This window comes from Afipia carboxidovorans OM5, from assembly GCF_000218565.1.
GTDB lineage: Bacteria > Pseudomonadota > Alphaproteobacteria > Rhizobiales > Xanthobacteraceae > Afipia > Afipia carboxidovorans.
Genome location: NC_015689.1, coordinates 19,788 through 43,626 on the forward strand (window position 1 = coordinate 19,788; position 23,839 = coordinate 43,626).

Annotated in this window: 20 protein-coding genes and 1 pseudogene; 19 read left to right on the forward strand and 2 right to left on the reverse strand. The window is 57.8% G+C overall.

Annotated elements, in window-relative coordinates:
* The first annotated feature begins 89 nt into the window (after positions 1-89).
* The 17 genes and pseudogenes from OCA5_RS17175 (at position 90) to OCA5_RS17260 (ending at position 19,570) form a co-directional block, all read left to right on the forward strand.
* Positions 90-1,817: a type I secretion system permease/ATPase gene (locus OCA5_RS17175; RefSeq protein WP_013913721.1), complete on the forward strand. Its 1,728-nt coding sequence runs from the start codon at positions 90-92 to the stop codon at positions 1,815-1,817.
* Positions 1,814-3,124 (forward strand): HlyD family type I secretion periplasmic adaptor subunit, encoded by a 1,311-nt coding sequence (locus OCA5_RS17180; protein ID WP_013913722.1) that lies wholly within the window; start codon positions 1,814-1,816, stop codon positions 3,122-3,124. Before OCA5_RS17175 ends, OCA5_RS17180 begins: the two co-directional genes overlap by 4 nt.
* 221 nt (positions 3,125-3,345) lie before the next feature.
* The gene (locus OCA5_RS17185; RefSeq protein WP_013913723.1) at positions 3,346-4,107 is read left to right on the forward strand and encodes an ImuA family protein; all 762 of its coding nucleotides are present in this window, start codon (positions 3,346-3,348) and stop codon (positions 4,105-4,107) included.
* Positions 4,022-5,545, forward strand: a complete 1,524-nt coding sequence (locus OCA5_RS17190; protein WP_041559699.1) for a DUF6504 family protein — start codon at positions 4,022-4,024, stop codon at positions 5,543-5,545. Before OCA5_RS17185 ends, OCA5_RS17190 begins: the two co-directional genes overlap by 86 nt.
* Positions 5,542-5,880, forward strand: a pseudogene (locus OCA5_RS17195) (PHP domain-containing protein); the annotation flags it as partial. The gene OCA5_RS17190 and the pseudogene OCA5_RS17195, both read left to right, overlap by 4 nt.
* Before the next feature lie 333 nt (positions 5,881-6,213).
* The gene (locus OCA5_RS17200; RefSeq protein WP_244405996.1) at positions 6,214-7,179 is read left to right on the forward strand and encodes a transporter family protein; all 966 of its coding nucleotides are present in this window, start codon (positions 6,214-6,216) and stop codon (positions 7,177-7,179) included.
* Positions 7,180-7,716: 537 nt separating this feature from the next.
* Positions 7,717-8,925, forward strand: a complete 1,209-nt coding sequence (locus OCA5_RS17210; RefSeq protein ID WP_013913727.1) for an MHYT domain-containing protein — start codon at positions 7,717-7,719, stop codon at positions 8,923-8,925.
* A gap of 169 nt (positions 8,926-9,094) precedes the next feature.
* The gene (coxM, locus tag OCA5_RS17215) at positions 9,095-9,961 is read left to right on the forward strand and encodes a carbon monoxide dehydrogenase medium subunit (protein ID WP_013913728.1); all 867 of its coding nucleotides are present in this window, start codon (positions 9,095-9,097) and stop codon (positions 9,959-9,961) included.
* 18 nt (positions 9,962-9,979) lie between these two features.
* A complete protein-coding gene (gene coxS, locus OCA5_RS17220; protein ID WP_013913729.1) occupies positions 9,980-10,480 on the forward strand; it encodes a carbon monoxide dehydrogenase small subunit in 501 nt (166 codons plus the stop codon).
* Complete coding sequence (locus OCA5_RS17225; protein ID WP_013913730.1) at positions 10,477-12,906, forward strand: aerobic carbon-monoxide dehydrogenase large subunit; 2,430 nt, start codon at positions 10,477-10,479, stop codon at positions 12,904-12,906. Before coxS ends, OCA5_RS17225 begins: the two co-directional genes overlap by 4 nt.
* Positions 12,907-12,960: 54 nt before the next feature.
* The gene (locus OCA5_RS17230; RefSeq protein WP_013913731.1) at positions 12,961-13,848 is read left to right on the forward strand and encodes an AAA family ATPase; all 888 of its coding nucleotides are present in this window, start codon (positions 12,961-12,963) and stop codon (positions 13,846-13,848) included.
* Between the two features lies 1 nt (position 13,849).
* Positions 13,850-15,049 carry a vWA domain-containing protein gene (locus tag OCA5_RS17235; protein ID WP_013913732.1) on the forward strand — a complete coding sequence of 400 codons (1,200 nt, stop codon included), beginning with the start codon at positions 13,850-13,852 and terminating at the stop codon, positions 15,047-15,049.
* A gap of 3 nt (positions 15,050-15,052) precedes the next feature.
* A complete protein-coding gene (locus OCA5_RS17240) occupies positions 15,053-15,895 on the forward strand; it encodes an XdhC family protein (RefSeq protein WP_013913733.1) in 843 nt (280 codons plus the stop codon).
* Positions 15,895-16,512 (forward strand): SRPBCC family protein, encoded by a 618-nt coding sequence (locus OCA5_RS17245; protein WP_013913734.1) that lies wholly within the window; start codon positions 15,895-15,897, stop codon positions 16,510-16,512. The genes OCA5_RS17240 and OCA5_RS17245 overlap by 1 nt, the downstream gene beginning before the upstream one ends.
* A gap of 424 nt (positions 16,513-16,936) precedes the next feature.
* On the forward strand, positions 16,937-17,329 hold the full coding sequence (locus tag OCA5_RS17250; RefSeq protein ID WP_042201106.1) for an MHYT domain-containing protein: 393 nt from the start codon (positions 16,937-16,939) through the stop codon (positions 17,327-17,329).
* Positions 17,295-18,137 carry an MHYT domain-containing protein gene (locus OCA5_RS17255; RefSeq protein ID WP_013913735.1) on the forward strand — a complete coding sequence of 281 codons (843 nt, stop codon included), beginning with the start codon at positions 17,295-17,297 and terminating at the stop codon, positions 18,135-18,137. Before OCA5_RS17250 ends, OCA5_RS17255 begins: the two co-directional genes overlap by 35 nt.
* Before the next feature lie 425 nt (positions 18,138-18,562).
* Positions 18,563-19,570: an XdhC family protein gene (locus OCA5_RS17260; RefSeq protein WP_013913736.1), complete on the forward strand. Its 1,008-nt coding sequence runs from the start codon at positions 18,563-18,565 to the stop codon at positions 19,568-19,570.
* A gap of 248 nt (positions 19,571-19,818) precedes the next feature.
* Here the strand turns inward: OCA5_RS17260 and OCA5_RS17265 are convergent, their stop codons facing one another.
* Both OCA5_RS17265 and OCA5_RS17270 read right to left on the reverse strand, forming a co-directional pair.
* Positions 19,819-20,709: a DMT family transporter gene (locus tag OCA5_RS17265; protein WP_013913737.1), complete on the reverse strand. Its 891-nt coding sequence runs from the start codon at positions 20,707-20,709 to the stop codon at positions 19,819-19,821.
* Positions 20,710-20,845: 136 nt separating this feature from the next.
* On the reverse strand, positions 20,846-21,784 hold the full coding sequence (locus OCA5_RS17270) for a LysR family transcriptional regulator (protein ID WP_013913738.1): 939 nt from the start codon (positions 21,782-21,784) through the stop codon (positions 20,846-20,848).
* Between the two features lie 119 nt (positions 21,785-21,903).
* On the opposite strand from OCA5_RS17270, the gene OCA5_RS17275 reads away from it, so the two are divergent.
* Positions 21,904-22,941, forward strand: a complete 1,038-nt coding sequence (locus OCA5_RS17275; protein WP_013913739.1) for a class 1 fructose-bisphosphatase — start codon at positions 21,904-21,906, stop codon at positions 22,939-22,941.
* Between the two features lie 18 nt (positions 22,942-22,959).
* Positions 22,960-23,832 (forward strand): phosphoribulokinase, encoded by an 873-nt coding sequence (locus tag OCA5_RS17280; protein ID WP_013913740.1) that lies wholly within the window; start codon positions 22,960-22,962, stop codon positions 23,830-23,832.
* The last annotated feature ends 7 nt before the right edge of the window (positions 23,833-23,839 follow it).

The following is a 23,839-nucleotide window of genomic DNA, read 5'->3' on the forward strand; positions in this document are numbered from 1 at the left end:
GCTTGCCGGTCTGAGCATCTAAATCGGACAGTAGGCTTGCAAGTGCAAGAATGTGGCGCGATGAATGCCACCCTTCAGTGTGGTGCCGTATGGTCGACAACACGAACGCAGCGGCGCGCCGGACTCTCTATCGATTTGTTGCATGGGCGGGTGTGTTCGCCGGGGTTGCTAACGTTCTGGGACTCGCCGGTCCGCTCTTCATGCTGGAGATCTACGATCGGATCATTCCGAGCCGCAGTGTTCCGACACTTGTCGCACTCTTCGGAATGGTGTGCGTCCTCTACTTCGTGTCAGGGGTGCTTGATACGCTTCGAGCGCGGCTTATGGCGCGTATCGCGCTTGCCTTTGACGAGATGTTCTCGCTGCAGGTGTTCAGCGCGATAGCGGGAATCCAACTTCGAATAAAGGTAGAAGGTGATTCGCTCCGTCCTTCGCAGGATCTCGACCAGATCAGGACGTTTTTGTCTGGCCCGGGAATGGTCGCGCTGTTCGATTTTCCGTGGATGCCAATCTATGTCGTGGTCTGCTTCGTCCTGCATCCGGCGATCGGCGTTCTGGCCCTCGGGGGTATGATCGTGCTTTTGACCCTGACGGCTATTGCTGACCGCGGTACACGCCGCGTGTTGCACGCGGCGAACACGCTCGCCGCAAATCGTAATCTCATCGCCGAAGCCGCATTTCGCGACCCCGAGGCTCTTGCTGCAATGGGCATGACCGGCGCTGCTGCCGCAAAATGGCAGGACGCGCACCGAGGCTATTCCCACTTGCAGAGAAAGGCGGCTGACATCGCGGGTACACTCGCAGGCGCGTCGCGCGCATTACGGTATGGGCTCCAGTCAGCGTCACTCGGAATTGGAGCCTATCTTGTGTTGGGCAACGAGATGACGGCGGGGTCGATCGTCGCTGCATCGATTATCGTATCGCGAGCGCTTGTGCCCGCTGAACAGCTCATCGGCAACTGGCGGAATGTCCTGACCGCGCACCAAGCATGGCAACGATTGAGCGCTATCCTCAACTACGTTCGGAGTGAGGATTTGGAGCGCATCCAGCTTCCCGAGCCATCCGCGGCAATTTCAGTCAGCGGAGTATACGTTGCACCGCCGGCCGATCCGAAGAGACTTACAGTTCAAAATATCAACTTCAATCTCACGGCCGGGAACGTATTGGGAATCGTCGGGCCGAGCGGATCGGGAAAGTCGACTCTGGTTCGTTGCCTGGTTGGTGTATGGCCTGCGTTGCGCGGGCGGGTGTGTTTGGACGGCGCCTCGCTTGATCAGTGGCCATCATCGCTGCGAAAGCAGCACATCGGCTATATGCCTCAGACCGTTGAGCTCTTCCCCGGCACAATCGCGGAAAACATATCTAGATTACAATGTGGCGTTGACGATGCGGCGGTTGTCTGCGCCGCTAAGGCGGCGGGCGTCCATGAGCTCATCGTTCAACTCCCTGACGGCTATAACACGCGGGTGGGAGAGAGCGGGAACAATCTTTCTGCTGGCCAACGTCAGCGCATCGCTCTGGCGCGTGCACTCTTCGGCAACCCATTTCTCGTTGTTCTTGATGAGCCCAACTCCAATCTCGATACAGAAGGTGAGCGTGCTCTGGCGCGCGCGATCGCAGAGGTGCGAAAGCGAGCAGGGATTGTCATCGTTGTCGCTCATCGCGCAAATATCTTGGCCGAAATTGACTTTGTGCTCGTGATGGACAGAGGTTTGATGCGGGCGTTTGGCCCGAAAGACGAGGTGTTGAAGTCATCGAATAAATCTCGCAGTGCTCCGCCATGGCGAGTGATAGAGCCCGGAGCTGCAACCGCATGACGGAAAGCACACAGCGACTGCTACGACGATCCATGCAACGCCATGTGCTGTTCGGCACTACTATTATCGCATTCCTTGTGGTTGGTGCTGGCGGTTGGGCAACCACGACAGAATTGGCCGGTGCCGTCATTGCAACAGGAACAGTCGTTGTCGAAGGCAACGTGAAAGTGGTCCAGCATCCGACCGGCGGCGTCGTCGCGGATCTACGTGTTCGCGAAGGGCAAATGGTTGAAGCGGGCGAGGTCGTCATCAGGCTCGACGAAACGACCCTCCGCGCAAACCTCATGGTTGTTTCGAAGGGTATCAACCAGATTCTGGCGCGGAAGGCGCGTCTCCTGGCAGAGCAAGAGAATCTTGAGGACGTCCCGATATCCAGCGATCTGGCGGCTCGCGTTACGCCTGACGAAGCAAAGACCGTGACCGCGAATGAAATTCGTCTTTTTCGGGATCGACGCCTCAGTCGTGAAGGCCAGAAAGACCAGCTTCGCGAACGTATCCAGCAACTCCAGGAGCAGATAAGCGGTTATAAAGCGCAGCAAGGCGCCAAGACCGATGAAATTGCGTTGATCGAAAAGGAGCTTGAGGGGGTTCGGTATCTCTATGAGAACGGGCTAACACCTATTTCGCGGCTGCATAATCTTGAACGATCAAGCGCTCGTCTCCGAGGGGAGCGAGGTCAACTGATTGCATCTATTGCAGCGGCGAAAGGAAAAATCGCCGAAACGGAACTAGAGCTCATTCAGATCGACCAGAATCTCCGGAGTGAGGTGGCGACCGAACTTCGCGATCTCAATGTTCGAGAAGGGGAATTGATCGAGCGCGAGGTTGCCGCCCGTGACCAGCTCGAAAGAGTAGATATACGCGCGCCAATCGCAGGAATTGTGCATCAACTTGCTATGCACACTGTGGGGGGTGTTGTCCGGCCGGGCGAGGTTTTATTGCAGGTCGTCCCGATCAAGCGCGAGTTAGACATTGAGGCACGAATCCGTGCGCAGGACATCGATCGCATCGCACTTGGGCACGAGGCAGTGTTGCGGTTCGTCGCCTTCAACCGAAATTCCACGCCAGAACTGATAGGTGCAGTGACGAAGGTTTCGGCCGATGCCATCGCTGACAGCCAGACCAGCACAAGCTTTTACAAGACCATCATTACATTGAGTGCCGACGAGGCTAGGCGGCTTGGGCGCCGGACGCTGGTGCCGGGAATGCCCGTCGATTGCTATATCCGCACCTCGGATCGTACGGTTTTGTCGTATCTCGTTAAGCCCCTGGTTGATCATGCAACCCGCGCGTTCCGATACGACTGAACTGAGCCGGCCGATCAGCTTTCGTCCGCGGTTCCTCAAGCGGGAACTCTGGCGTGCCATAGCGTCAGCCCCTCACTGACCAGAAAATATATCTAAATCTTGGTCAGTAAGCGCAAAAGGCTGATCCGTTCCCCCGCGACATTTGGACGAGCCGGATTGACTCTCCGAAAGGACGAGAACAAACATAGAACATTCCTAAGCTGGAGAGCGTTACAACGGGCATGAGTACGTGCGCCCCCCAAACCGTCGTGTCCGAACTTCGGGCGCGCATCGCCAAGCTGGAGGGGAGGGCTGCGCATCCGCGCGGAACCCTCCCCTTTGGCGTTGCTACGATCGACCAGGTTCTGCCGGGGGGAGGCTTGGCGCGGGGAGCGCTGCATGAGGTCGCGGGAGGCGGCAATGGAGCGGTCGATGGCGCGGCGGCCGCGTTGTTCGCGGCCGGGATCGCCGCTCGAGCGTCCGGCAAGGTCCTGTGGTATGTGACGCGCCCGGACCTGTTCGCGCCAGCGCTCGTCCAGGCCGGGCTTGCGGCCGCGCGTGTGATCTACGTCGAGTGTGGCGATGAGAAGTCGCTGCTCGCGTGTTTTGAGGAAGGGCTAAAGCATCCCGGATTGGGCGTTGCTGTCGGCGAGGTGGCGAGGCTGTCGATGACCGCCTCGCGCCGGCTTCAGCTTGCGGCCGAATCCTCCGGCACGATCGGGCTCGCGGTCCGCCGCTGGCGGCGGCAGACCGAGGCCGCAGACTTCGGCATGCCGACAGCCGCAACCACGCGATGGCGCGTCTCCGCGCTGCCATCGGCGCCGCTGCCGGTGCCCGGCGTCGGCCGGGCACGCTGGCTGCTTGAACTGATCCGCAGCCGCGCCGGCGAAAGCGCGGATTTCGTTGTGGAGGCGTGTGATGACCAGGGTCGTCTCGCTCTTCCTTCCGACCTGGCCGACGGACAGGGTGCGAAGGATGCTGGGCGGCGCCGCGCCTTCGCGTGAGACGTCGCTCATTCTTGTTGGTCGCGACGGCCGACGTCGTGTGGTGCATGCTGCGGACGCGGCCGCGCAGCGCGCTGGGCTGCGCGTCGGTATGGCCGCCAGTAAGGCACAGGCTCTGGTGGGTGATCTCATTGTTCGCGATGCCGATCCCGATGCGGATCTCGCCGCGCTCGATCGTCTGGCGTTGTGGGCGCTCAAACGCTACGCGCCGATTGTCGCCGCCGATCCGCCCGATGGGCTTGTCATCGACGCGAGCGGTGCGACGCACCTTCATGGAGGCGAAGCCGCCATGCTCGAGGACATGGTGCAGCGCCTCGGCGCAGCGGGTATCACCACGCGAGCGGCAATGGCCGACACTTGGGGCGCGGCGCATGCGCTGGCGCGTTTTGGTGCGCGGCCGACTGTTGTCCTCCCCGCCGGCGCGAGTGCTGAGGCGATCATGCCCCTGCCGATCGCCGCGCTGCGCTTGCCGATCGACATCATCGACAGCCTGCGCCGGCTCGGCCTCGATCGCATCGCCGATCTCGAGGCGACGCCGCGCGCGCCGCTGGCGTTGCGCTTCGGACCGGAGCCCGGACGTCGCCTCGATCAAGCCATGCAACGCTTGAGCGAGCCGATCAATCCGATCCGCGCGCCGGAGATTGCCGAGGTCCGTCGTGCGTTCGGAGAGCCGGTGGCCGCGGCGGAAACGATTGCTCGATACCTTGCGAAGCTCGTGAGCGAACTTTGCGCATTGCTCGAAGCCCGCGGGGAGGGCGCGCGCCGCCTCGATCTCATTTATCATCGCGTCGATGCACATCTCGCTGCTGTCCGCGTCGGCATGGCTGCCCCTGTACGCGAAGTGAGGCGGCTGACGAGGCTTCTCACCGACAAGATCGAGACCATTGATCCTGGCTTCGGCATTGAACTGATGCGGCTCGCCGCGACGAGCGCGGAGCCGCTGAACGCCAAGCAGGCGGTGTCCGATCTTGGTGCTCCTCCTGACGTCGACATCACCGATCTGATCGACACGCTGTCCAACCGCATTGGTGGCGAACGCCTCTATCGCTTTGCATCCGTCCAAAGCGATGTGCCGGAGCGCGCTGTCCGCCGCGTCGCACCGGCTTCGCTTGATGACGGCGAATCCTGGCCGGGATCATGGCCGCGACCATCCCGCCTCCTGCCGACGCCCGAGCCGATCGAAACCGTGGCGCTGTTACCGGACCACCCACCTGTCACCTTCACCTGGCGCGGTATCCGTCATCGCGTGAAGCGCGCAGACGGCCCCGAGAGGGTGTTCGGCGAATGGTGGAAACGCGATGCCGAGCTCTCGACGGTGCGGGATTATTTCCAGGTCGAGAACGACGCCGGCGAGCGCTTCTGGCTCTATCGCACCGGTGACGGCGAGAATGCCGAAACCGGGTCCCAGCGCTGGTTCCTGCACGGAATCTTCGGATGAGCGGCCAGCGCTACGCCGAATTGCAGGTGACATCGCAGTTCTCGTTCCTGCGCGGCGCGAGCTCGTGCGAGGAACTGTTCGCGCAGGCCGCCCTGCTCGGAATCGAGGCGCTCGCTGTCGCTGACCGCAATTCGCTCGCCGGCGTGGTGCGGGCGCATGAAGCCGCCAATGCAACGGGCGTACGCTTGATCGTCGGCTGTCGCCTAGATCTCACGGACGGCTTTTCGACCCTGGTTTATCCAACCGATCGCGCCGCCTATGCGCGGCTGTGCCGGCTGCTCTCGCTCGGCAAGAAACGCGCTGGCAAGGCGAAATGCCATCTTACATGGGATGATACGGAAACCGTCTCCTTCCCGCAGTTCATGCGTATGTTACCGCCGTTGGTGGAATTTGGAAGTCGTTTGGGCAAAAGCCTTTGATGCTGCTTTGCGGCAACTTCTATCGTGCCCCACGAACGTCGCATCATAAGAAATGTGACGCCCGGGGGGGACAACGCAAATGGGTTGCGAAAATATGCAGGCGCGGCAAGCACCGTGTCGCCAAGCTAGGCATTTGGCTCAAACTGTCCCCTCGAAGCTCTCTTCAACTGCTGCAAAGCATCGACCGCATTTTCGCGGACGATATTGATGTGCGGCGATTGTTGGCAACTGAACCATGGGGGTATCAAGATGCAGAAAATAACGTCGTGGACGCCGTTCGCTAAATCCGTTGCAAGGGTCACGTTTGTTGCAGCTACGCTGATTGCGGTGACCGGCACCGCCTTTGCGGATCCGATTTTGCCGGCTGGCTCGACTGCGGGGCTCGCGCTAGGTACTGCCCTGCCACAAGGCGTCTATTTTCTCGATACGGCCACCTATTTCGAACGATCTGCTAGAGCGCCAGGGGCGCCTACGATCGATGCGGCAATTAACTTGCCGATGATTGCGTGGTCCACGCCGTGGACGATCCTGGGTGGGCGCCTGGAAGTGATCGGTACTGTTCCCCAACTGGCTGTTGGCACCAGTCCGAACAGTGGCATTGGCGTCGGCACGACAAGCTGGGCGCGCGATATCTACAACCCGGCGGGCTTGGTCGGTCTTGCCTGGGACCTCGGCGGCGGATGGGGTTTTTCCAACTTTGTAGGCGGCTTTGCCCCGGTGAATACGTACATCGGCAACAATCTCAACCTCGGTGGCAATTTCGCGACATTCGTGGAAGCCGCTGCACTGTCCTATAATCACGATGGCTGGAGTGCCAGCGCCAACTTCTTTTACTCGCGCAGCGGCAGTAACAGCTTTGTCGGCTATCGGACTCAACCCGATACGGCGCAGGTGGATTTTTCGATTTCCAAACACTTCAATAAATGGGAAGTGGGTCTTGTTGGATATGGATCGACTGATCTTGACTATGCAGGCCCACGACTAGTAGCCGCCGGTCCGGGCGGTCCATTGGGCCAGATTTCGAAGCAGAGCCAGTTCGCTCTAGGTGGCCTGGTTGGTTATAATTTTGGTCCAGTCATCGCGCAGGTCTACATGACGCGCGACATCACGGAAAGTAATTACACTGGTTATGATACCCGAGTTTGGACCCGCGTGATCGTTCCGCTCTGGAACCCCGATGCCCCGGTCTCACGCAAACCTCTCATTACCAAGTAACGCGGGTAACAATGGTGACGAGAGCTTGCCGAAATCTCGGCAAGTTCGCGTTTTACTATAGCGATAATGATGAATGGTTCATCGCGATGGTCGATGGAAACACGATTTCGCTGAAGGCGCCATGTGCGATGCTTTTTCTTAAGTTCGAACGGCCTCGCGAATGCGTAACCGACTTCACCTGGCCATCGAGTTCTCACTGAAGCTTTGACGTGAGACCGAAACGATTAAGTCTCGCAGACTTTCGCGGTTTGGCATGTGTCGAACAAAACCAAACCCATCTCTCTTTTGTTCGGTTGCTGAGTTGTAACGCTACCGACGATGGTGATGCATATCACCTGACCAAGCTCATCACTGGTGATGCGGCCATTTCGAATGCAAACTTCGGAGTGCCTCGCTGTGATGCCAAGCGTTTGAACAGTCGCCGTACGGGACGTGGATTGAAAATCGCGGCTTAAATTTGATTTTAATTCCTGATGGATTGATTTTCCGTAACGTGTCGAATTACGCTTGTCGCAGGTTGGATAGGGATACTGGGATATGCCCATCACACACGATCCGATGTTAGTCGCCCTATCATTGCTCGTGGCAATTCAGGCAAGCTACGTCGGTTTAAATCTTTCCCTTCGCGTCTCGCAGGCGTTTGCGCTGCACCGCCGTTTGCTGATTGCCGGAGCCGCACTCTCCTTCGCGGTTGGCATCTGGGCGATGCATTTCGTTGGGATGCTAGCGGCCAGACTTCCTGTAACCGTGGATTACGTGGTGCTTCCGACGCTGCTGTCGCTTCTGGTTTGTGTGTTGGTAGTTGGAATAGCCGTATATCTTGCAACGCAGCGCTCGCAGCGGCTGTTGTTTGTCGCCGCTACGGTAATGGGTGTTGGAATCATCTCGATGCATTACATCGGGATGATGGCACTTCACGCCAGTGCTCACATGACTCATGACCCTCTATATGTGATCGCGAGCGTGTTGATTGCTATTCTCGCTTCCGGCTGGGCGCTGTGGCTGGCGTTTGCCTCCGAGACGCGTCCGTCGCTGTTTGTGTGTGCTACGGTTCTCGGCTGTGCGATCGCGGGAATGCACTATACCGCTATGGCAGGCCTAACGCTTCATCCAATCGCCGGAGTGCCACCTTCGGCCGTGCCGGCCATATCGAGTGGTCTGCTTGCGCTGATCGTCAGCGTCGTCGCATTTCTTGTTTCTGGTTTCTTCATGCTGGCGTTAGTCCCTGATCAGACGGAATATCCAGCGGACGCATTGATTTTGCCCGAATCGAGTGCGTCTACGCCGGTCTCAGAAGCCGTCGCGTTAGGGGAGCCAATTTTAGCTGTCGCGCCAGCTGCCGAATCGGCGATTACGCCAGGCGAACTCACGCGTACCCCGAGTGCCCGCATATATGAAAGCACCTTGCCGGTCGAAAAGTATCACGGCAGCAAGGTGATCAACACCGCGGACATTTTTTCGGTCCACGCTAACGCGCACTATACCTATGTGTTCAATGGTCGGGAGGACATTTTCTGTCCACTTTCGATTGGAGAGATCATTGAGCGGCTGCCACCCGACACCTTTTTTCGTGTGCACCGCAGTTATATTATCAACATCCATTGCGTTGCCCGCTTGAAGCGGGCTGGAGACAACGGAATCGCGGAACTCGATTCGCCCGTGCGTCGCTCTGTGCCGGTCAGTCGCAGCCGGTTGCCGCAATTGCGCGAACAATTGGCAGCGTATTTGGGGACGAAAGGCAGTTGAGCCAGTAATGCTGACGTATTTCGTGCAGCGCGGCTGCTTTTGGTGACGAAAAGTGATGTCTGGTGCGGCTGCCCTTGAATGCTTCCAACTCCCTTGGCTTCCTTAACGTTGCGCTGATGTGAAGTGGATCCGACAGAGATCCAGGCGCAGGTAACCTGGGGAGGTCGCCGTGATACCTGGTTCATTTGATTATCACCGTCCAAAATCCATTGCAGACGCAGTCGCGCTTCTGACGAAGCTCGGTGAGGATGCTCGGCCCTTGGCCGGAGGCCACAGCCTAATTCCGATCATGAAGACCCGGCTGGCTACGCCGGAGCATCTGGTTGATCTCAGGGATATTGGAGATCTCGTCGGAATTCGAGAGGAGGGTACGGACGTCGTCATCGGGGCGATGACCACTCAGCATGCGCTGATAGGCTCAGATTTTCTCGCAGCAAAATTGCCGATCATTCGCGAGACATCGCTGCTGATCGCCGATCCGCAAATCCGCTACATGGGAACCATTGGCGGCAACGCCGCTAACGGCGATCCGGGCAACGATATGCCGGCCCTCATGCAGTGTCTCGGTGCGGCTTACGAACTCACCGGCCCTGAAGGTGCGCGCATAGTTGCTGCGCGAGATTACTATCAAGGTGCTTATTTCACGGCGATCGAGCCCGGTGAACTTCTTACAGCAATCCGAATTCCGGTGCCGCCCACCGGACACGGTTACGCTTACGAAAAACTGAAGCGGAAAATTGGCGACTATGCCACCGCCGCGGCGGCTGTCGTGCTGACGATGAGCGGCGGAAAATGTGTGACGGCATCGATCGGTCTCACCAATGTTGCGAACACACCGCTTTGGGCGGAAGAGGCCGGCAAGGTGCTGGTTGGCACGGCGCTCGACAAACCTGCGCTCGACAAGGCTGTAGCGCTGGCTGAGGCGATCACCGCTCCGGCGTCGGATGGCCGCGGGCCCGCAGAATATCGGACCAAGATGGCGGGTGTCATGCTGCGTCGTGCGGTCGAGCGGGCCAAGGCCCGCGCCAAGAATTAGAAAATCAGGGGAGCCAACATGGCGAAAGCCCATATCGAGTTGACGATCAACGGACATCCGGTGGAGGCACTGGTCGAACCGCGTACGCTGTTGATCCATTTCATTCGCGAGCAACAGAACCTTACCGGCGCACATATCGGCTGCGACACCAGCCACTGCGGCGCGTGTACTGTCGATCTCGATGGTATGTCGGTGAAGAGCTGCACAATGTTCGCTGTCCAGGCTAACGGGGCTTCAATCACCACGATTGAAGGCATGGCAGCACCGGATGGTACACTGAGTGCGCTGCAGGAAGGGTTCCGCATGATGCATGGTCTGCAATGCGGCTACTGCACTCCGGGGATGATCATGCGATCGCATCGCTTGCTGCAGGAGAATCCAAGCCCGACCGAAGCGGAAATACGCTTCGGCATCGGTGGAAATCTTTGCCGCTGCACCGGCTATCAGAACATTGTCAAAGCAATCCAGTATGCCGCCGCCAAGATCAATGGCGTACCTTTCGAGGAGGCCGCAGAATGAATATCCAGACCACCGTTGAACCGACGAGCGCGGAGCGTGCCGAAAAGTTGCAGGGTATGGGCTGCAAGCGCAAACGTGTCGAAGATATCCGCTTTACCCAGGGTAAGGGCAACTACGTCGATGATGTGAAATTACCGGGTATGTTGTTTGGTGATTTCGTTCGTTCGTCGCACGCCCATGCGCGCATTAAAAGTATCGATACCTCGAAGGCTAAGGCGCTTCCAGGTGTATTCGCTGTTTTAACGGCGGCCGACCTGAAGCCGCTGAATCTGCATTATATGCCGACGCTGGCTGGCGATGTGCAGGCAGTGCTTGCAGACGAGAAGGTTCTTTTCCAGAATCAGGAGGTTGCCTTTGTAGTGGCGAAAGATCGTTACGTTGCGGCGGACGCGATCGAATTGGTCGAAGTCGATTATGAGCCGCTGCCGGTTCTAGTCGACCCATTCAAGGCAATGGAACCAGATGCACCTCTGCTACGTGAAGATATCAAAGACAAAATGACCGGTGCGCACGGTGCGCGCAAACATCACAACCATATCTTCCGTTGGGAAATAGGCGATAAGGAAGGCACCGATGCGACCTTCGCCAAAGCCGAAGTCGTGTCAAAAGATATGTTTACCTATCATCGGGTGCATCCGTCGCCGCTGGAAACGTGTCAGTGCGTTGCGTCGATGGACAAGATCAAGGGTGAACTGACGTTGTGGGGCACATTCCAGGCGCCGCATGTCATCCGTACCGTGGTGTCGCTGATCTCGGGTTTGCCGGAGCATAAAATCCACGTCATTGCACCGGACATCGGGGGCGGCTTTGGCAACAAGGTGGGCGCTTATTCCGGCTACGTCTGCGCGGTGGTTGCCTCCATCGTGCTGGGCGTGCCCGTGAAGTGGGTCGAAGACCGAATGGAGAACCTCTCCACGACATCATTTGCGCGCGACTATCATATGACGACAGAACTCGCAGCCACCAAGGACGGCAAGATTCTTGCGATGCGCTGTCACGTCCTGGCTGATCACGGAGCGTTCGACGCCTGTGCCGATCCATCGAAATGGCCGGCGGGCTTCATGAACATCTGTACCGGCTCCTATGACATGCCGGTGGCACATCTGGCCGTGGATGGTGTCTATACCAACAAAGCGTCCGGCGGCGTAGCCTATCGTTGCTCGTTCCGAGTGACGGAAGCGGTTTATGCCATTGAGCGCGCGATCGAGACGCTGGCGCAGCGGCTCGAGATGGACTCAGCCGATCTACGCATCAAGAACTTTATCCAGCCGGAGCAGTTCCCTTATATGGCGCCGCTGGGCTGGGAGTACGACAGCGGAAATTATCCACTCGCGATGAAGAAAGCGATGGATACGGTCGGTTATCATCAGCTTCGTGCTGAACAGAAAGCCAAACAGGAAGCCTTCAAGCGCGGCGAGACACGCGAGATTATGGGCATCGGTATCTCGTTTTTCACCGAGATTGTCGGCGCCGGGCCGTCGAAGAATTGCGATATTCTCGGCGTGTCGATGTTTGACTCGGCGGAAATCCGTATCCATCCAACCGGTTCAGTGATTGCCCGCATGGGCACCAAGAGCCAGGGCCAGGGGCACGAGACGACCTACGCTCAGATCATCGCCACCGAACTCGGTATTCCCGCTGACGACATCATGATCGAAGAAGGCAATACCGACACTGCCCCTTATGGCCTTGGCACTTACGGCTCGCGCTCGACGCCGACGGCTGGTGCGGCAACCGCTGTGGCCGCGCGCAAAATCAAAGCCAAGGCGCAGATGATTGCGGCGCACATGCTCGAAGTGCATGAGGGCGATTTGGAATGGGACGTGGACCGCTTCCGGGTGAAAGGCCTTCCGGAAAAATTCAAGACCATGAAGGAACTCGCCTGGGCGTCCTACAATAGTCCGCCGCCCAATCTCGAGCCTGGGCTCGAGGCTGTGAACTATTACGACCCTCCGAATATGACTTATCCGTTCGGTGCCTATTTCTGCATCATGGATATCGATGTGGACACCGGCGTCGCCAAAACCCGGCGCTTCTATGCACTGGACGATTGCGGAACACGTATCAACCCGATGATCATCGAAGGGCAGGTGCATGGTGGTTTGACCGAGGCCTTCGCGGTCGCGATGGGGCAGGAGATCCGATACGACGAGCAAGGCAACGTGCTTGGAGCGTCGTTTATGGACTTCTTCCTGCCGACGGCCGTCGAAACGCCGAAGTGGGAGACCGACTACACAGTGACGCCGTCGCCACATCATCCGATCGGCGCCAAAGGCGTGGGTGAAAGTCCGCATGTCGGCGGTGTGCCGTGCTTCTCAAATGCGGTGAATGATGCTTACGCCTTTCTGAACGCCGGCCATATCCAAATGCCGCATGATGCCTGGCGGCTATGGAAGGTAGGCGAGCAACTTGGCCTGCACGTCTAACGTACGGAGATCGCATTTTCTAGCCGTGAATAGTAGGGAATCTGGAAATAGCTCATGCGTCATCATGCTGAACGAGACAAGGTCGCCGAGAGGCTGGCCTATGCGGGCTATATCCCCGATCGCGATCTTGCGACCGCTGTTTGGCTGATGGAAAGCCTGTCGCGCCCGTTGTTGCTGGAAGGCGAAGCGGGTGTAGGCAAGACCGAGGTCGCGCTGACACTGGCGCAAGCGAACGGAGCAAGGCTCATTCGCTTGCAATGCTATGAGGGGCTCGATCAAAACGCGGCATTATACGAGTGGAACTACCAACGGCAGTTGCTGGCGATCAAAACACGGGAAAGTCGTGCGGACGCGGTAGATGTTATCGAGGATCATATTTTCTCGGAGAAGTTTCTGCTTGAGCGGCCGCTGTTGGCTGCAATACGTCAACCCAAATCGGCAGTGCTGCTAATTGATGAGGTTGACCGCGCCGACGAGGAGTTTGAGGCCTTTTTACTCGAACTGTTGTCGGATTATCAGGTTTCGATTCCCGAACTTGGCACAATCCATGCCACAACGATTCCACAGGTGATCCTGACATCCAATGGCACGCGTGAGTTATCAGATGCGTTGCGCCGGCGTTGTCTCTATCACTATGTCGACTATCCGGATGTTGAACGCGAGGCGCGTATCATCACCACACGGATGCCGAATATCGACGTTGCGCTGGCGTTGCAGATTGCCAGGATGATCGAGGGAATCCGAAAAGAGGATTTGCGCAAGAGTCCCGGCGTCGCGGAAACCCTCGACTGGGCGGCAGCATTGGCGGGGCTTGGCGTTGAGGATCTGCGCGCTGAACCCGAAGCTGTCTTTGAAACGATGATGTGCTTGATCAAGACAGTCGAAGATAAATCGCGCGTGACTCGCGAGGTTTCTGATCGGCTGCTGGGCAAGGTGGCATGATATGGTGGCAACTGCGGCCATTCATGAATCCAGCGCTGCTTCGGCAGGGGCTCGCCGCAAGCTTGGCGACTTTGTCCGAGTACTCCGGGACAATGGTTTCATTGTGGGGCTCGCGGAGGCTGGCGATGCGCTTACCGTGCTGAGCAGGCCTGCCTCTTTGACGCCGTCGCGTCTGCGACCGGCGCTCCGCGCATTGTTCTGCAGTAACAAGTCTGATTGGGAAAAGTTCGACGAGATTTTCGATGCGTTCTGGCTGGGGCGCGGCATGAAATCCGCAACGCGCATTTCGGGCGTGCTGCAGAAAAGTCCGCCCGGTATGGAGAGTTCAAGGAGTGGCGATCGGCCAGGTAATCCTGATGGGGCGCCAGATCATGTACAGCGGCGTATAGGCTTGGATCACGGCACCGATGAAAATAGTCCCGGCCTGCGGGAAGGTGCATCGCGCGCGGACTCGCTGGCCAAGGCTGATTTTCGTCATCTCACAAACCCGGACGATCTTGCTGCAGCTCATGCGGTAGCTGCAAGACTCGCAAAGGCGATGCGGGTGCGCTTAACCCGTCGCGAACAATCGCGCCGTACTGGCCGGCGTATCGACCTCCGCCGCACGATTCACAAAAATATTGCCCATGGAGGGATGCCGCTGGAGTTGGTCTGGCGACAACGCAAGCATAAACCATTACGGCTGGTCGTGCTGCTCGACGCGTCCGGATCTATGAGCATGTATTCGGCAGTATTCCTCCGGTTCATGCACGGGATTCTTGATAATTTTCGTGAGGCCGAGGCCTTCGTCTTCCATACGCGCCTCATTCATATTTCGCCCGCTTTGCGTGAGCGCGATGCGACACGTTCTGTGGAGCGTATGTCGCTGTTGGCGCAAGGCGTCGGTGGTGGCACCCGGATCGGTGAATCGCTTGCCACGTTCAATCGGTGGCATGCGAAGCGTGCAATTCATTCGCGCACTTGTGTGATGATCGTGTCCGACGGCTACGATACCGGGCCTGCCGAGCAACTGGAGCGAGAGATGTCGGCGCTGCGCCGTCGCTGTCGCCGTATCGCCTGGCTCAATCCGATGATCGGCTGGCGCGGCTATGCGCCAGAGGCAGCGGGGATGAAGGCGGCCCTGCCTCATGTCGACTTGTTTGCGCCCGCTCACAACCTCGAGAGCTTGCAAGCCATTGAGCCTTATCTGGCGAGGATTTGAGCCATGACACCTACTCCTGACGTGCTCGATCTCGTCAACAATATGAAAGCCCGGGGTGAGCCGTTTGCCCTCGCAACGGTAGTGCGGACGGTATCACTCACCGCAGCCAAGGCAGGTGCAAAGGCTATTATTTTGAGCGACGGTACTATGACCGCCGGCTGGATCGGGGGCGGGTGTGCGCGGGCGAATGTGCTGAAGGCTGCGCGACAATCGCTTTCGGACGGCAAGCCGCGCCTGATTAGTGTACAGCCCAAGGACGTTCTTGAGGAACACGGTCTGACGGCAGGTGAGGCGCGAGAAGGTGTGCTCTATGCCAACAACATGTGCCCGAGCCATGGTACCATGGATATTTTTGTCGAGCCGATCTTGCCGCGTCCTCAGCTCTATATCTGTGGTGCATCGCCGGTTGCGGTGGCTATCGCGGCTATCGCACCGCGTATGGGATTTTTTGTGTCGGTATGCGCGCCCAAAGCAGATCACACGCTCTTTGGTGACACCGATAGGCTGATTGATGGTTATGAAATTCCCGCCGACAGCGGCACTAATCGTTATGTCGTTGTATCGACGCAGGGACGTGGCGATACTGCTGCGCTGAAATCCGCACTATCCACGCCATCCGTCTACGTGGCTTTCGTTGGCTCGCGTAAGAAAGCGTCGGTGTTGAGGGAAGAGCTTACCGTAGCAGGCATCGCGCCGTCGCTATTGGAAACATTGCACGCGCCTGCCGGCCTCGACCTCGGCGGTATCACGCCTGATGAAATCGCGCTCTCGATCGTAGCGGAGATGGTCGAGATACGTCGCCACGGGCAACGACAATCGGATAATCAGAAAGAAGGAACATCCTGATGGATATGAACGCATCGCAGCGCATCGAAGCCTCGCGCGAAAAAGTCTACGCCGCGCTCAACGATGTTGAGGTGCTTAGGCCGTGCATTCCAGGCTGCGAGTCCATCGAAAAGATCTCTGATAGCGAGATGACTGCCAAGGTCACGTTGCGCATTGGCCCAGTGAAAGCATCTTTTACCGGCAAGGTGACCCTATCGGATCTCGATCCGCCAAACGGTTACACGATTGCAGGGGAGGGTACAGGCGGCATGGCGGGATTTGCCAAGGGCGGTGCTACGGTGAAACTCGAAGCGGATGGGACTGCGACGATTCTTCACTATACTGTTAAAGCTGATGTCGGCGGCAAACTGGCGCAGCTTGGTGGCCGGCTAATCGATGCGACCGCGACAAAACTTGCAGGAGAGTTTTTTGAAAAATTCGGCAATATTGTTGGGCCTGTCGTAGTCCAAGATGAAGAAGAGCCGGTTAAGAAGAAAGGCTGGCTCAAGAAGATCACTGGCGCTCTCAGTGTCCTTGTCTTTAGCATTTTATTAGGCGCGCACTGGTGTTGTATTGGCGGCCATGCTCACGCTCAGAACGATCCGCTGATGTTAGCGATCTGCTCGTCGCGAGTTTGAAGTAGCCGCACGTGCCAACGGTGCTATGATTGTAGCGCCTCATGGGTCGGCGTTGGTACGTGAAGGTTTTGCGAGGCGATAGCCAAGCTTCAGCCACCGTATATTCTGATATGATGTCGGCATTCACATTCTTCAAATTAAAGCTGACCTGCAGCTGATCCTGGGACCGGATGGGCGATGATCTTCGCTATTCGATATACAGTAATATAGATAATGTTTGACCGCCCAGGGCATTGCAGTGTCAGAGCCCATTGCAGAACCGCGCTACAATTGAAGCGGATCGTCGGCGAGGCATAAGTTAGTTCATTGCAACGTTGCATCTCGCGTTGGTATGCCTAATCTCCTCTACTAAGAGCCATTCTAAAGAATGGTAGTCGTCCGCTCTGTTGAGAGCGGGGCGACTTCCCCCTGGAGAGGGAGCGCCATGGGACTAAAGCACGATTTATGGTTGGTTGCCCTGTCCTTGGTAATGGCTTTTCAAGCCAGTTATGTCGGATTGCATCTGGCACGTAAGACAGGCCTCGCGCGGGGAATCCGTCGTCGTGCCATTATTTCAATGTCGGCACTCTCTATCGCGTTGGCGATCTGGACGATGCACTTCATCGGAATACTGGCCGTCAAATTGCCGGTTCCTGTCGATTTCCTGGCTTTGCCGACCTTGGCGTCTTTTCTTGTTTGTGTGCTGGTCGTGGGCGGTGCGGTGTTGGCGATGGGGGCGGGCGTGGCAAAGCTCAACCGTATCGCACTGGCGGCGGTATTGATTGGGGGCCGGGATTGTCACCATGCACTATCTCGGCATGTGCGCACTGCACTCTAGCATCAACATGGCGCACGCACATTTGTTTGTGGCGGCGAGCATTGTGATCGGAATCGCAGCATCCGGCCTATCGTTGTGGTTGGCGTTTGTCGGGGCGACATGGCGTTCGACCGCTTTATCCGCCGCGGTGATGGCCCTTGCTATTTCGGCAATGCACTACACCGCTATGGCTGGGTTTGAGATCGTTTCGCTGTGCGAGCCTAGCAGTGTGATTGAAGTGCCCGCGCTGTCTCAGGGATTACTCGCAATTATTGTCGCAGTGACGGCGTTTGTAATCTCCGGAATTTTCCTGCTCACGCTAATGCCGGAGGGCGGTCTTATTGCGGTCGCACCCGTTGATTTATCCGCGTCTCAAGGTCGTATGGTTTTGCAAGTTGGAGAGCCGACAACAAACTTAAAAGAGTCTCCCGGAAATGCCTCGTTTTCGATTTTACATCGTGTCCTTCCTGTCGAGAAAAACGGTCAGCGCTGCACGATGCTGATCTCTCGGCTTTTTGCGGTACAGCCCCAAGCCCATTACACTTTATTATTTGACGGTGAAGCCACTTGGTTTTGTCCGCTGTCCCTTTCGCAGGTCGCCAAAGTCTTGGATTCGGCGAACTTCGCACAAGTCCACCGCAGCCATATCATTGACCTCGACCGTTTCAGGCTTGTGCGCGGAACAGGCAACGGCGGAATGTTCGAGGCAATAAGCAAGACCCCTTATAAAGTTCCGCTTAGCCGGGCTCGCCGCGCGTGGATAAAGCAGCAACTGCAGGTCAGATTCAGCCCCGCGCAACAATATTACGCCCCCTCGGGTTCAAAATAGGTCAGGCAAACTTCAGCAGTTCATGCGGGAAAATCGTAGTTCGTGTTCTTTCGCGTACAAACTCGTGATTTCTTCTGCGCGTTCATTCACGCCAGGTTGCTCTGATATCGTTTGAGCTTTTACATCCTAGGCAAATTGCTGCAAAGACAGCATCCTGGGAGGGTCGAAGTGATTCTTGGATCATTAGGCTACCACTATCGTTCATCGAATGGTCCAGTGACGATTCTGGCAGGTTTGGACGAGGACGCTCAGGTGCTTGCTGGCAGTTCCAGCATAATACCCGCGTTGAATCTACCGACAGCGGTCCTTGAGCATTCGGCCGACGCCGACGGGATGCTGGCATTATTCCCCGTCCTTCATCGAACGCCAAACTTCGATTGGTCGAAAGTTGTGACGATATATCCAGTGATGCGTGAAGCTGCGCTATGAAGACTCATGATGGCAATTGGGAAATTTTTGAGGACTACGTTCTCGACTTCGCTCTTGAGCAGATGCGCGCAGGTACGCGGATTGCGATCGTCACCCTTACTAGGATCGAGGGATCCTCGCCGCGGCCGTTAGGCGCGCAGATGGTGGTGTCGGAAACCGAGAAGTGGGTAGGTTATCTTTCCGGAGGATGTATTGAGCGGGCCGTTGTTGCTGAAGCGCTCGAAGCCATTAGAGAAGGCAAAAATCGGACAGTGCGCTATGGACGTGGTTCGAAATATTTCGACATTCAATTGCCTTGCGGAAGCGCCATTGAACTTGTGTTCGAAGTGGATAGACGATTAGTCGAGCTTTCGAATATAGATGAGTTGTTGCGCAGTCGCCGGCCCGCTTCGATGACGATCACAGTGTCCCACAACGATGGTGGCCATGATGAATTTGAACGATGCTACTATCTGCCACGCCGGCAATTGCTGATCGCCGGAGTCGGCCCCTCAGCTGTGCAACTTGCTCGTCTGGCGCGTGTGAGTGGGTTTGACGTTCAACTCTATTCGCCTGATAAACCGACGCTGCAAGCTGCAGAATTATATGATGTAAGGATCACTGGTGTCACCAGCCCGACCGTGCTTCCTCCTCTCTGTGCCGATTCACGAACCGCATTTGTGTCCATGTTCCACGATCACAACTGGGAACTTAGTTTTCTGCCGGAGATACTCAAAACAGAAGCTTTTTATATTGGTGCACTGGGTAGCCGCGCGACGCATCGCCAGCGGTTGGTGCAATTGAGCCGGCTTGGAATCGATGAGATGCAACTTAAGCGTATTCACGGGCCAGCTGGGCTTTATTTCGGAGGAAAAAGCGCGAGTGATGTTGCGCTTTCGATTCTTTCGGAGATTTCCCAGCTTGAGCAAGACGAACAGCAGAGAGCACTTCGTGCTTTCACCACTGATAATGTGCATCTCATCCAGGCGCTCGCTGGATCGCCTAGCGTAAATGGTGTTGTGTGAAGCACTCCTGCGTCGCAATTCGAACATGTTTGGCAGTCGTCTTACGGTTGTGGCTCCCGTCGCCTCCAATGCTCCGTGTTGACTGGGCTCATGCCTTCATGTCGGCATTAAGCTTCCCCCCAGATGCTTCACGCTGTTTTTTCAGCCGCTTGTTGGTGACTGAAGACTATGACCAAGCGTGAAGTCTGAGAAAATTGAAGCTACGAATATATTGATAGAGGGGACCGTGATGTCACGGGCAAAGCCGGCTAGCCGCGGCGCGCGATCAGAATGCCACCGATCACCGCCACGCCGCCAACGATCTGCAGGGCTGACAGATGTTCTTCAAACAGGCCCCAGGCGATAGCGGCTGCCACGAAGGGCTGGATGAGCATGGCGAGTGAGGAGATGGTCGGGGGGAGCCATGCAATCGCGAACGTCACGAGTCCCTGACCGCCGACCTGCACGATCCACGCGAGCGCGACCACCGTTGCCCAACCCGCGGGACTTGCGGGTACGAAAATTCCTTCGGCCAGCGCTAACGGCAGGGTGATCAAAGTGGCGGAGGCCGAACTCGCAAACATCACGACGGCGGAGGAAAACCGCTGGCGCGCATACCCGAGCGACATGAAGTAGCCAGCGTAAATGACTGCCGCACCGAGCGCGATGGCGTCTCCCGAGAGCGCTCCCTTGCCCTGAACCCACCCGCTGCTCACCAGGAGCACGACGCCCACGACAACCATGGCGGTTCCGCTCATGAACACGCGCTTGATAGGCCGTCTGAACAGCACCCAGCCGAAGAATGCCGTGAAGACTGGCGTGAGATTGACGAGCAGCGTCGCATTGGCGACCGACGTCTTGTAAAGCGCTTCGTGCCAGGCGACGAGTTCGATACCGAGGAAGATGCCCGGCACCGAGACTGTCAGCCATTCGCGTAATGTCAGGGGTGTTGCGGTAGCGTCCGTCTGGCCGCGCATGAGCGCGGCGAACAAGCCGAGCGGCAGCAATGCGAGTGATACGCGCCAAAAGGCCGTTGCGGAGGGGCCAACCTCGGACAGCCGCACGAGAATCGGCGCGCACCCAACCGAGATACCTCCGAGCAGCAACGCGGGGAATGCATAGGCCTGAAATGACCGATTTGATTTGACGACCTCAGACACGTCGCGATCCGCTCAATCTCTCAGTCGCTTATCAGTGATGGACCATTATCGGCAGGCACGGAGTCGCGAGAAAATTGAAGCTCCGAATATACTGATAGAGCGGGCTGTGGTGTCTCGGGCGGGGCGTCATGCAACGCTAAAGCCGCTTCTGCGGGGCTTTCGGCAGGTATTTCGCGCCTTCCGCAGCGAAGAAATCAAGCATCGCCTGTGCCGGTGGCAACAACGTCTTGTCATACCTCCGGACGACGAACCATTGCCTTATCACCGGCAGGCCGGCGATATCGAGCATCACCAGGCGTCCGTCCTCGATTTCTGTAGCAACGGTGTGCGCGGAGATAAACGCAATGCCGAGTCCGGCGGTCACCGCCTGCTTGATGGTTTCGTTGCTGCTCATCTCCATGCCGATGATCGGCTGAAATTTGTTTGCCTCGAATAACTGTTCCATCAGCAGCCGCGTACCGGATCCTTGCTCGCGAGTCAGAAATATCTCGTGTGACAGGTCTGCGATCGCCAGACCGAAATCCTGTTCGAGCCAGTGCCCTTTCGGCGCGATGATGATGTGAGGATTGTCGCCGATCAGATGGGTTTCGACCTGAATCTCCGCAGGCGTACGCCCCATGATGGCGATGTCGAGCTCGTAGCCGCGCAGCGCTTCGCGCAGTTCCTGGCGGTTGCCGATTTTTAGTGTGATCTCGACTTGCGGGTACAGCTTGGAGAAGCCCGCTATCACGAAGGGCACGAAATATTTCGCGGTGCTGACGGCGCCGATCGCGACGCGCCCGCCGGTGTGGCCCGCGATCATGTCGAGCGACGTCGTGCAGTTCGCGACCGCTGCTTCAATGCGCTCGAGGAGCCCAAGCACTTCCTGACCGGCGCCGGTCAAAATCATGCCGTCGCTGGTGCGTTGGAGGAGCGGCAATCCTGCAAGGTTCTGCAGGCTGCGAAGCTGAAGCGTGACCGCGGGTTGCGTGAGATGCAGGCGGTTGGCCGCGCCGGTGACGCTGCCGGTGGCAGCCACGGCACCCAGTGCGCGAAGTTGCCGGATGGTGACGTCTTGCAGCTTCGATATAAGCAAAACTTTTACCTCATAGAAAATAACTAAATTTTACTTATTTAAACTTCCCCGTCAATGTTCCCGCAACGCCAAACAAAACAAAAACCGCCGAAAAGGCGGACATCGACCGGGGACGACGAATGGCTCAAGGGCAGACGCTGCACCAACACCTGACCGGTTTTGCCGCCACGGATCCGGCTCACGGACCTGTCGCCGATGTCGTCGCCGCGTTCGCCATCGCTGCCACCGAGATTTCCGAACTGATCTCGGGCGGTTTGTTGTCCGGGATCACCGGCGAGGGGCAGACCCGCAACAGCGACGGCGATGTCCAGAAAGATCTCGACATCAAGGCCGACCAGATCATCCGCGCTGCGCTGGCCGGAACGTCCGTGGCCGCGCTTGCCTCCGAGGAGGCCGAGGAGATCGAGATTTGCGATCCAGCCGGCGCGGTCAGTGTCGCTTTCGATCCGCTGGATGGTTCGTCGAACATCAATACCAACATGTCCGTCGGCACGATCTTCTCGATCGTGCGAACGCCGTCGCATGCCCGCGCGGCGTTCACCCAGCCGGGATCGGCACAGTTGGCTGCTGGCTTTGTCGTCTATGGCCCGCAGACCAGTCTTGTCCTGACCCTGGGCGACGGCGTCGACGTGTTCACCCTCGATCGCAAGGCGAAGGTGTTTCAGAAAGTCAGGTCGCGAGTTCAGATTCCGGCGCAAACGCCCGAGTACGCGATCAATGCGTCGAACCGCCGATTCTGGGATCCGCTGATCGTCGCCTTCATCGAGGATTGTCTCGCCGGAAAAGACGGCGTGATGCAGGCCGATTTCAACATGCGCTGGATCGGATCGATGGTGGCGGAAGCCTACCGGATTCTCGTTCGGGGCGGCATTTTCCTTTACCCCGGCGATACCCGCGAAGGTTACGGCGAGGGCAGGCTGCGCCTGCTCTACGAAGCGCATCCGATCGCTTTCATCATGGAGCAGGCGGGAGGCGGCGCGACGACCGGACGCCAGCGCATTCTCGACATTACTGCGAATACGCCGCACCAGCGCGTGCCGCTGATCATGGGTTCGATCGACAGCGTGCGGCGCATCGAGCGCATGCACGGGTCGCCGGACATCAAATTCGAGCGCAATCCGCCGCTTTTCGCCACCCGCGGCCTATTCCGCATTTGATCTGAGAGGGACGAGTTCATGTCAAGGAAGCATCCCATCATCTCGATCACCGGTTCGTCTGGCGCGGGCACCACATCGGTGAAGCGGACGTTCGAACAGATCTTTCGCCGCGAGAACGTGACCGCGGCCTATATCGAGGGCGACGCGTTTCATCGTTACAATCGCGCCGAGATGCGCGAACGCATGGCGACGGAAGCCGAACGCGGCAACAAGCATTTCAGCCACTTCAGCGCCGAGACGAATCTGTTCGAAGAGCTGGAGCAGGTTTTCAAGACCTACGGCGAGACCGGAACGGGCACGACACGTTATTATGTGCATGACGCGGACGAGGCTGCGCTGCATGGCGCCGCACCGGGGACGTTTACCGACTGGCAGCAACTGCCGGAAAGCTCCGATCTGCTGTTCTACGAGGGTCTGCATGGCGCGGTCGTCACCGACAAGGTGAATGTCGCCCAGCATGCCGACCTCAAGATCGGCGTCGTTCCGGTCATCAACCTCGAATGGATCCAGAAGCTGCACCGCGACCGCAGCGCGCGCGGATATTCCACCGAAGCGGTGACGGACACCATCCTGCGCCGCATGCCGGACTACGTGAATTACATCTGTCCGCAATTCGCCGAGACCGACATCAACTTCCAGCGCATCCCGACGGTCGATACCTCGAACCCGTTCATCGCGCGCTGGATTCCGACTCCGGACGAATCGATGGTGGTGATCCGCCTGAAAAATCCGCGCGGCATCGATTTTCCCTATCTGCTGTCGATGATTCCGAACAGCTTCATGTCGCGTGCGAATTCGATCGTCATCCACGGCGCGAAGCTCGACCTCGCGATGCAACTGATCCTCACCCCGCTGATCCTGCAACTGATTGACCGCAAGAGGCGCGCATGACGGCTGA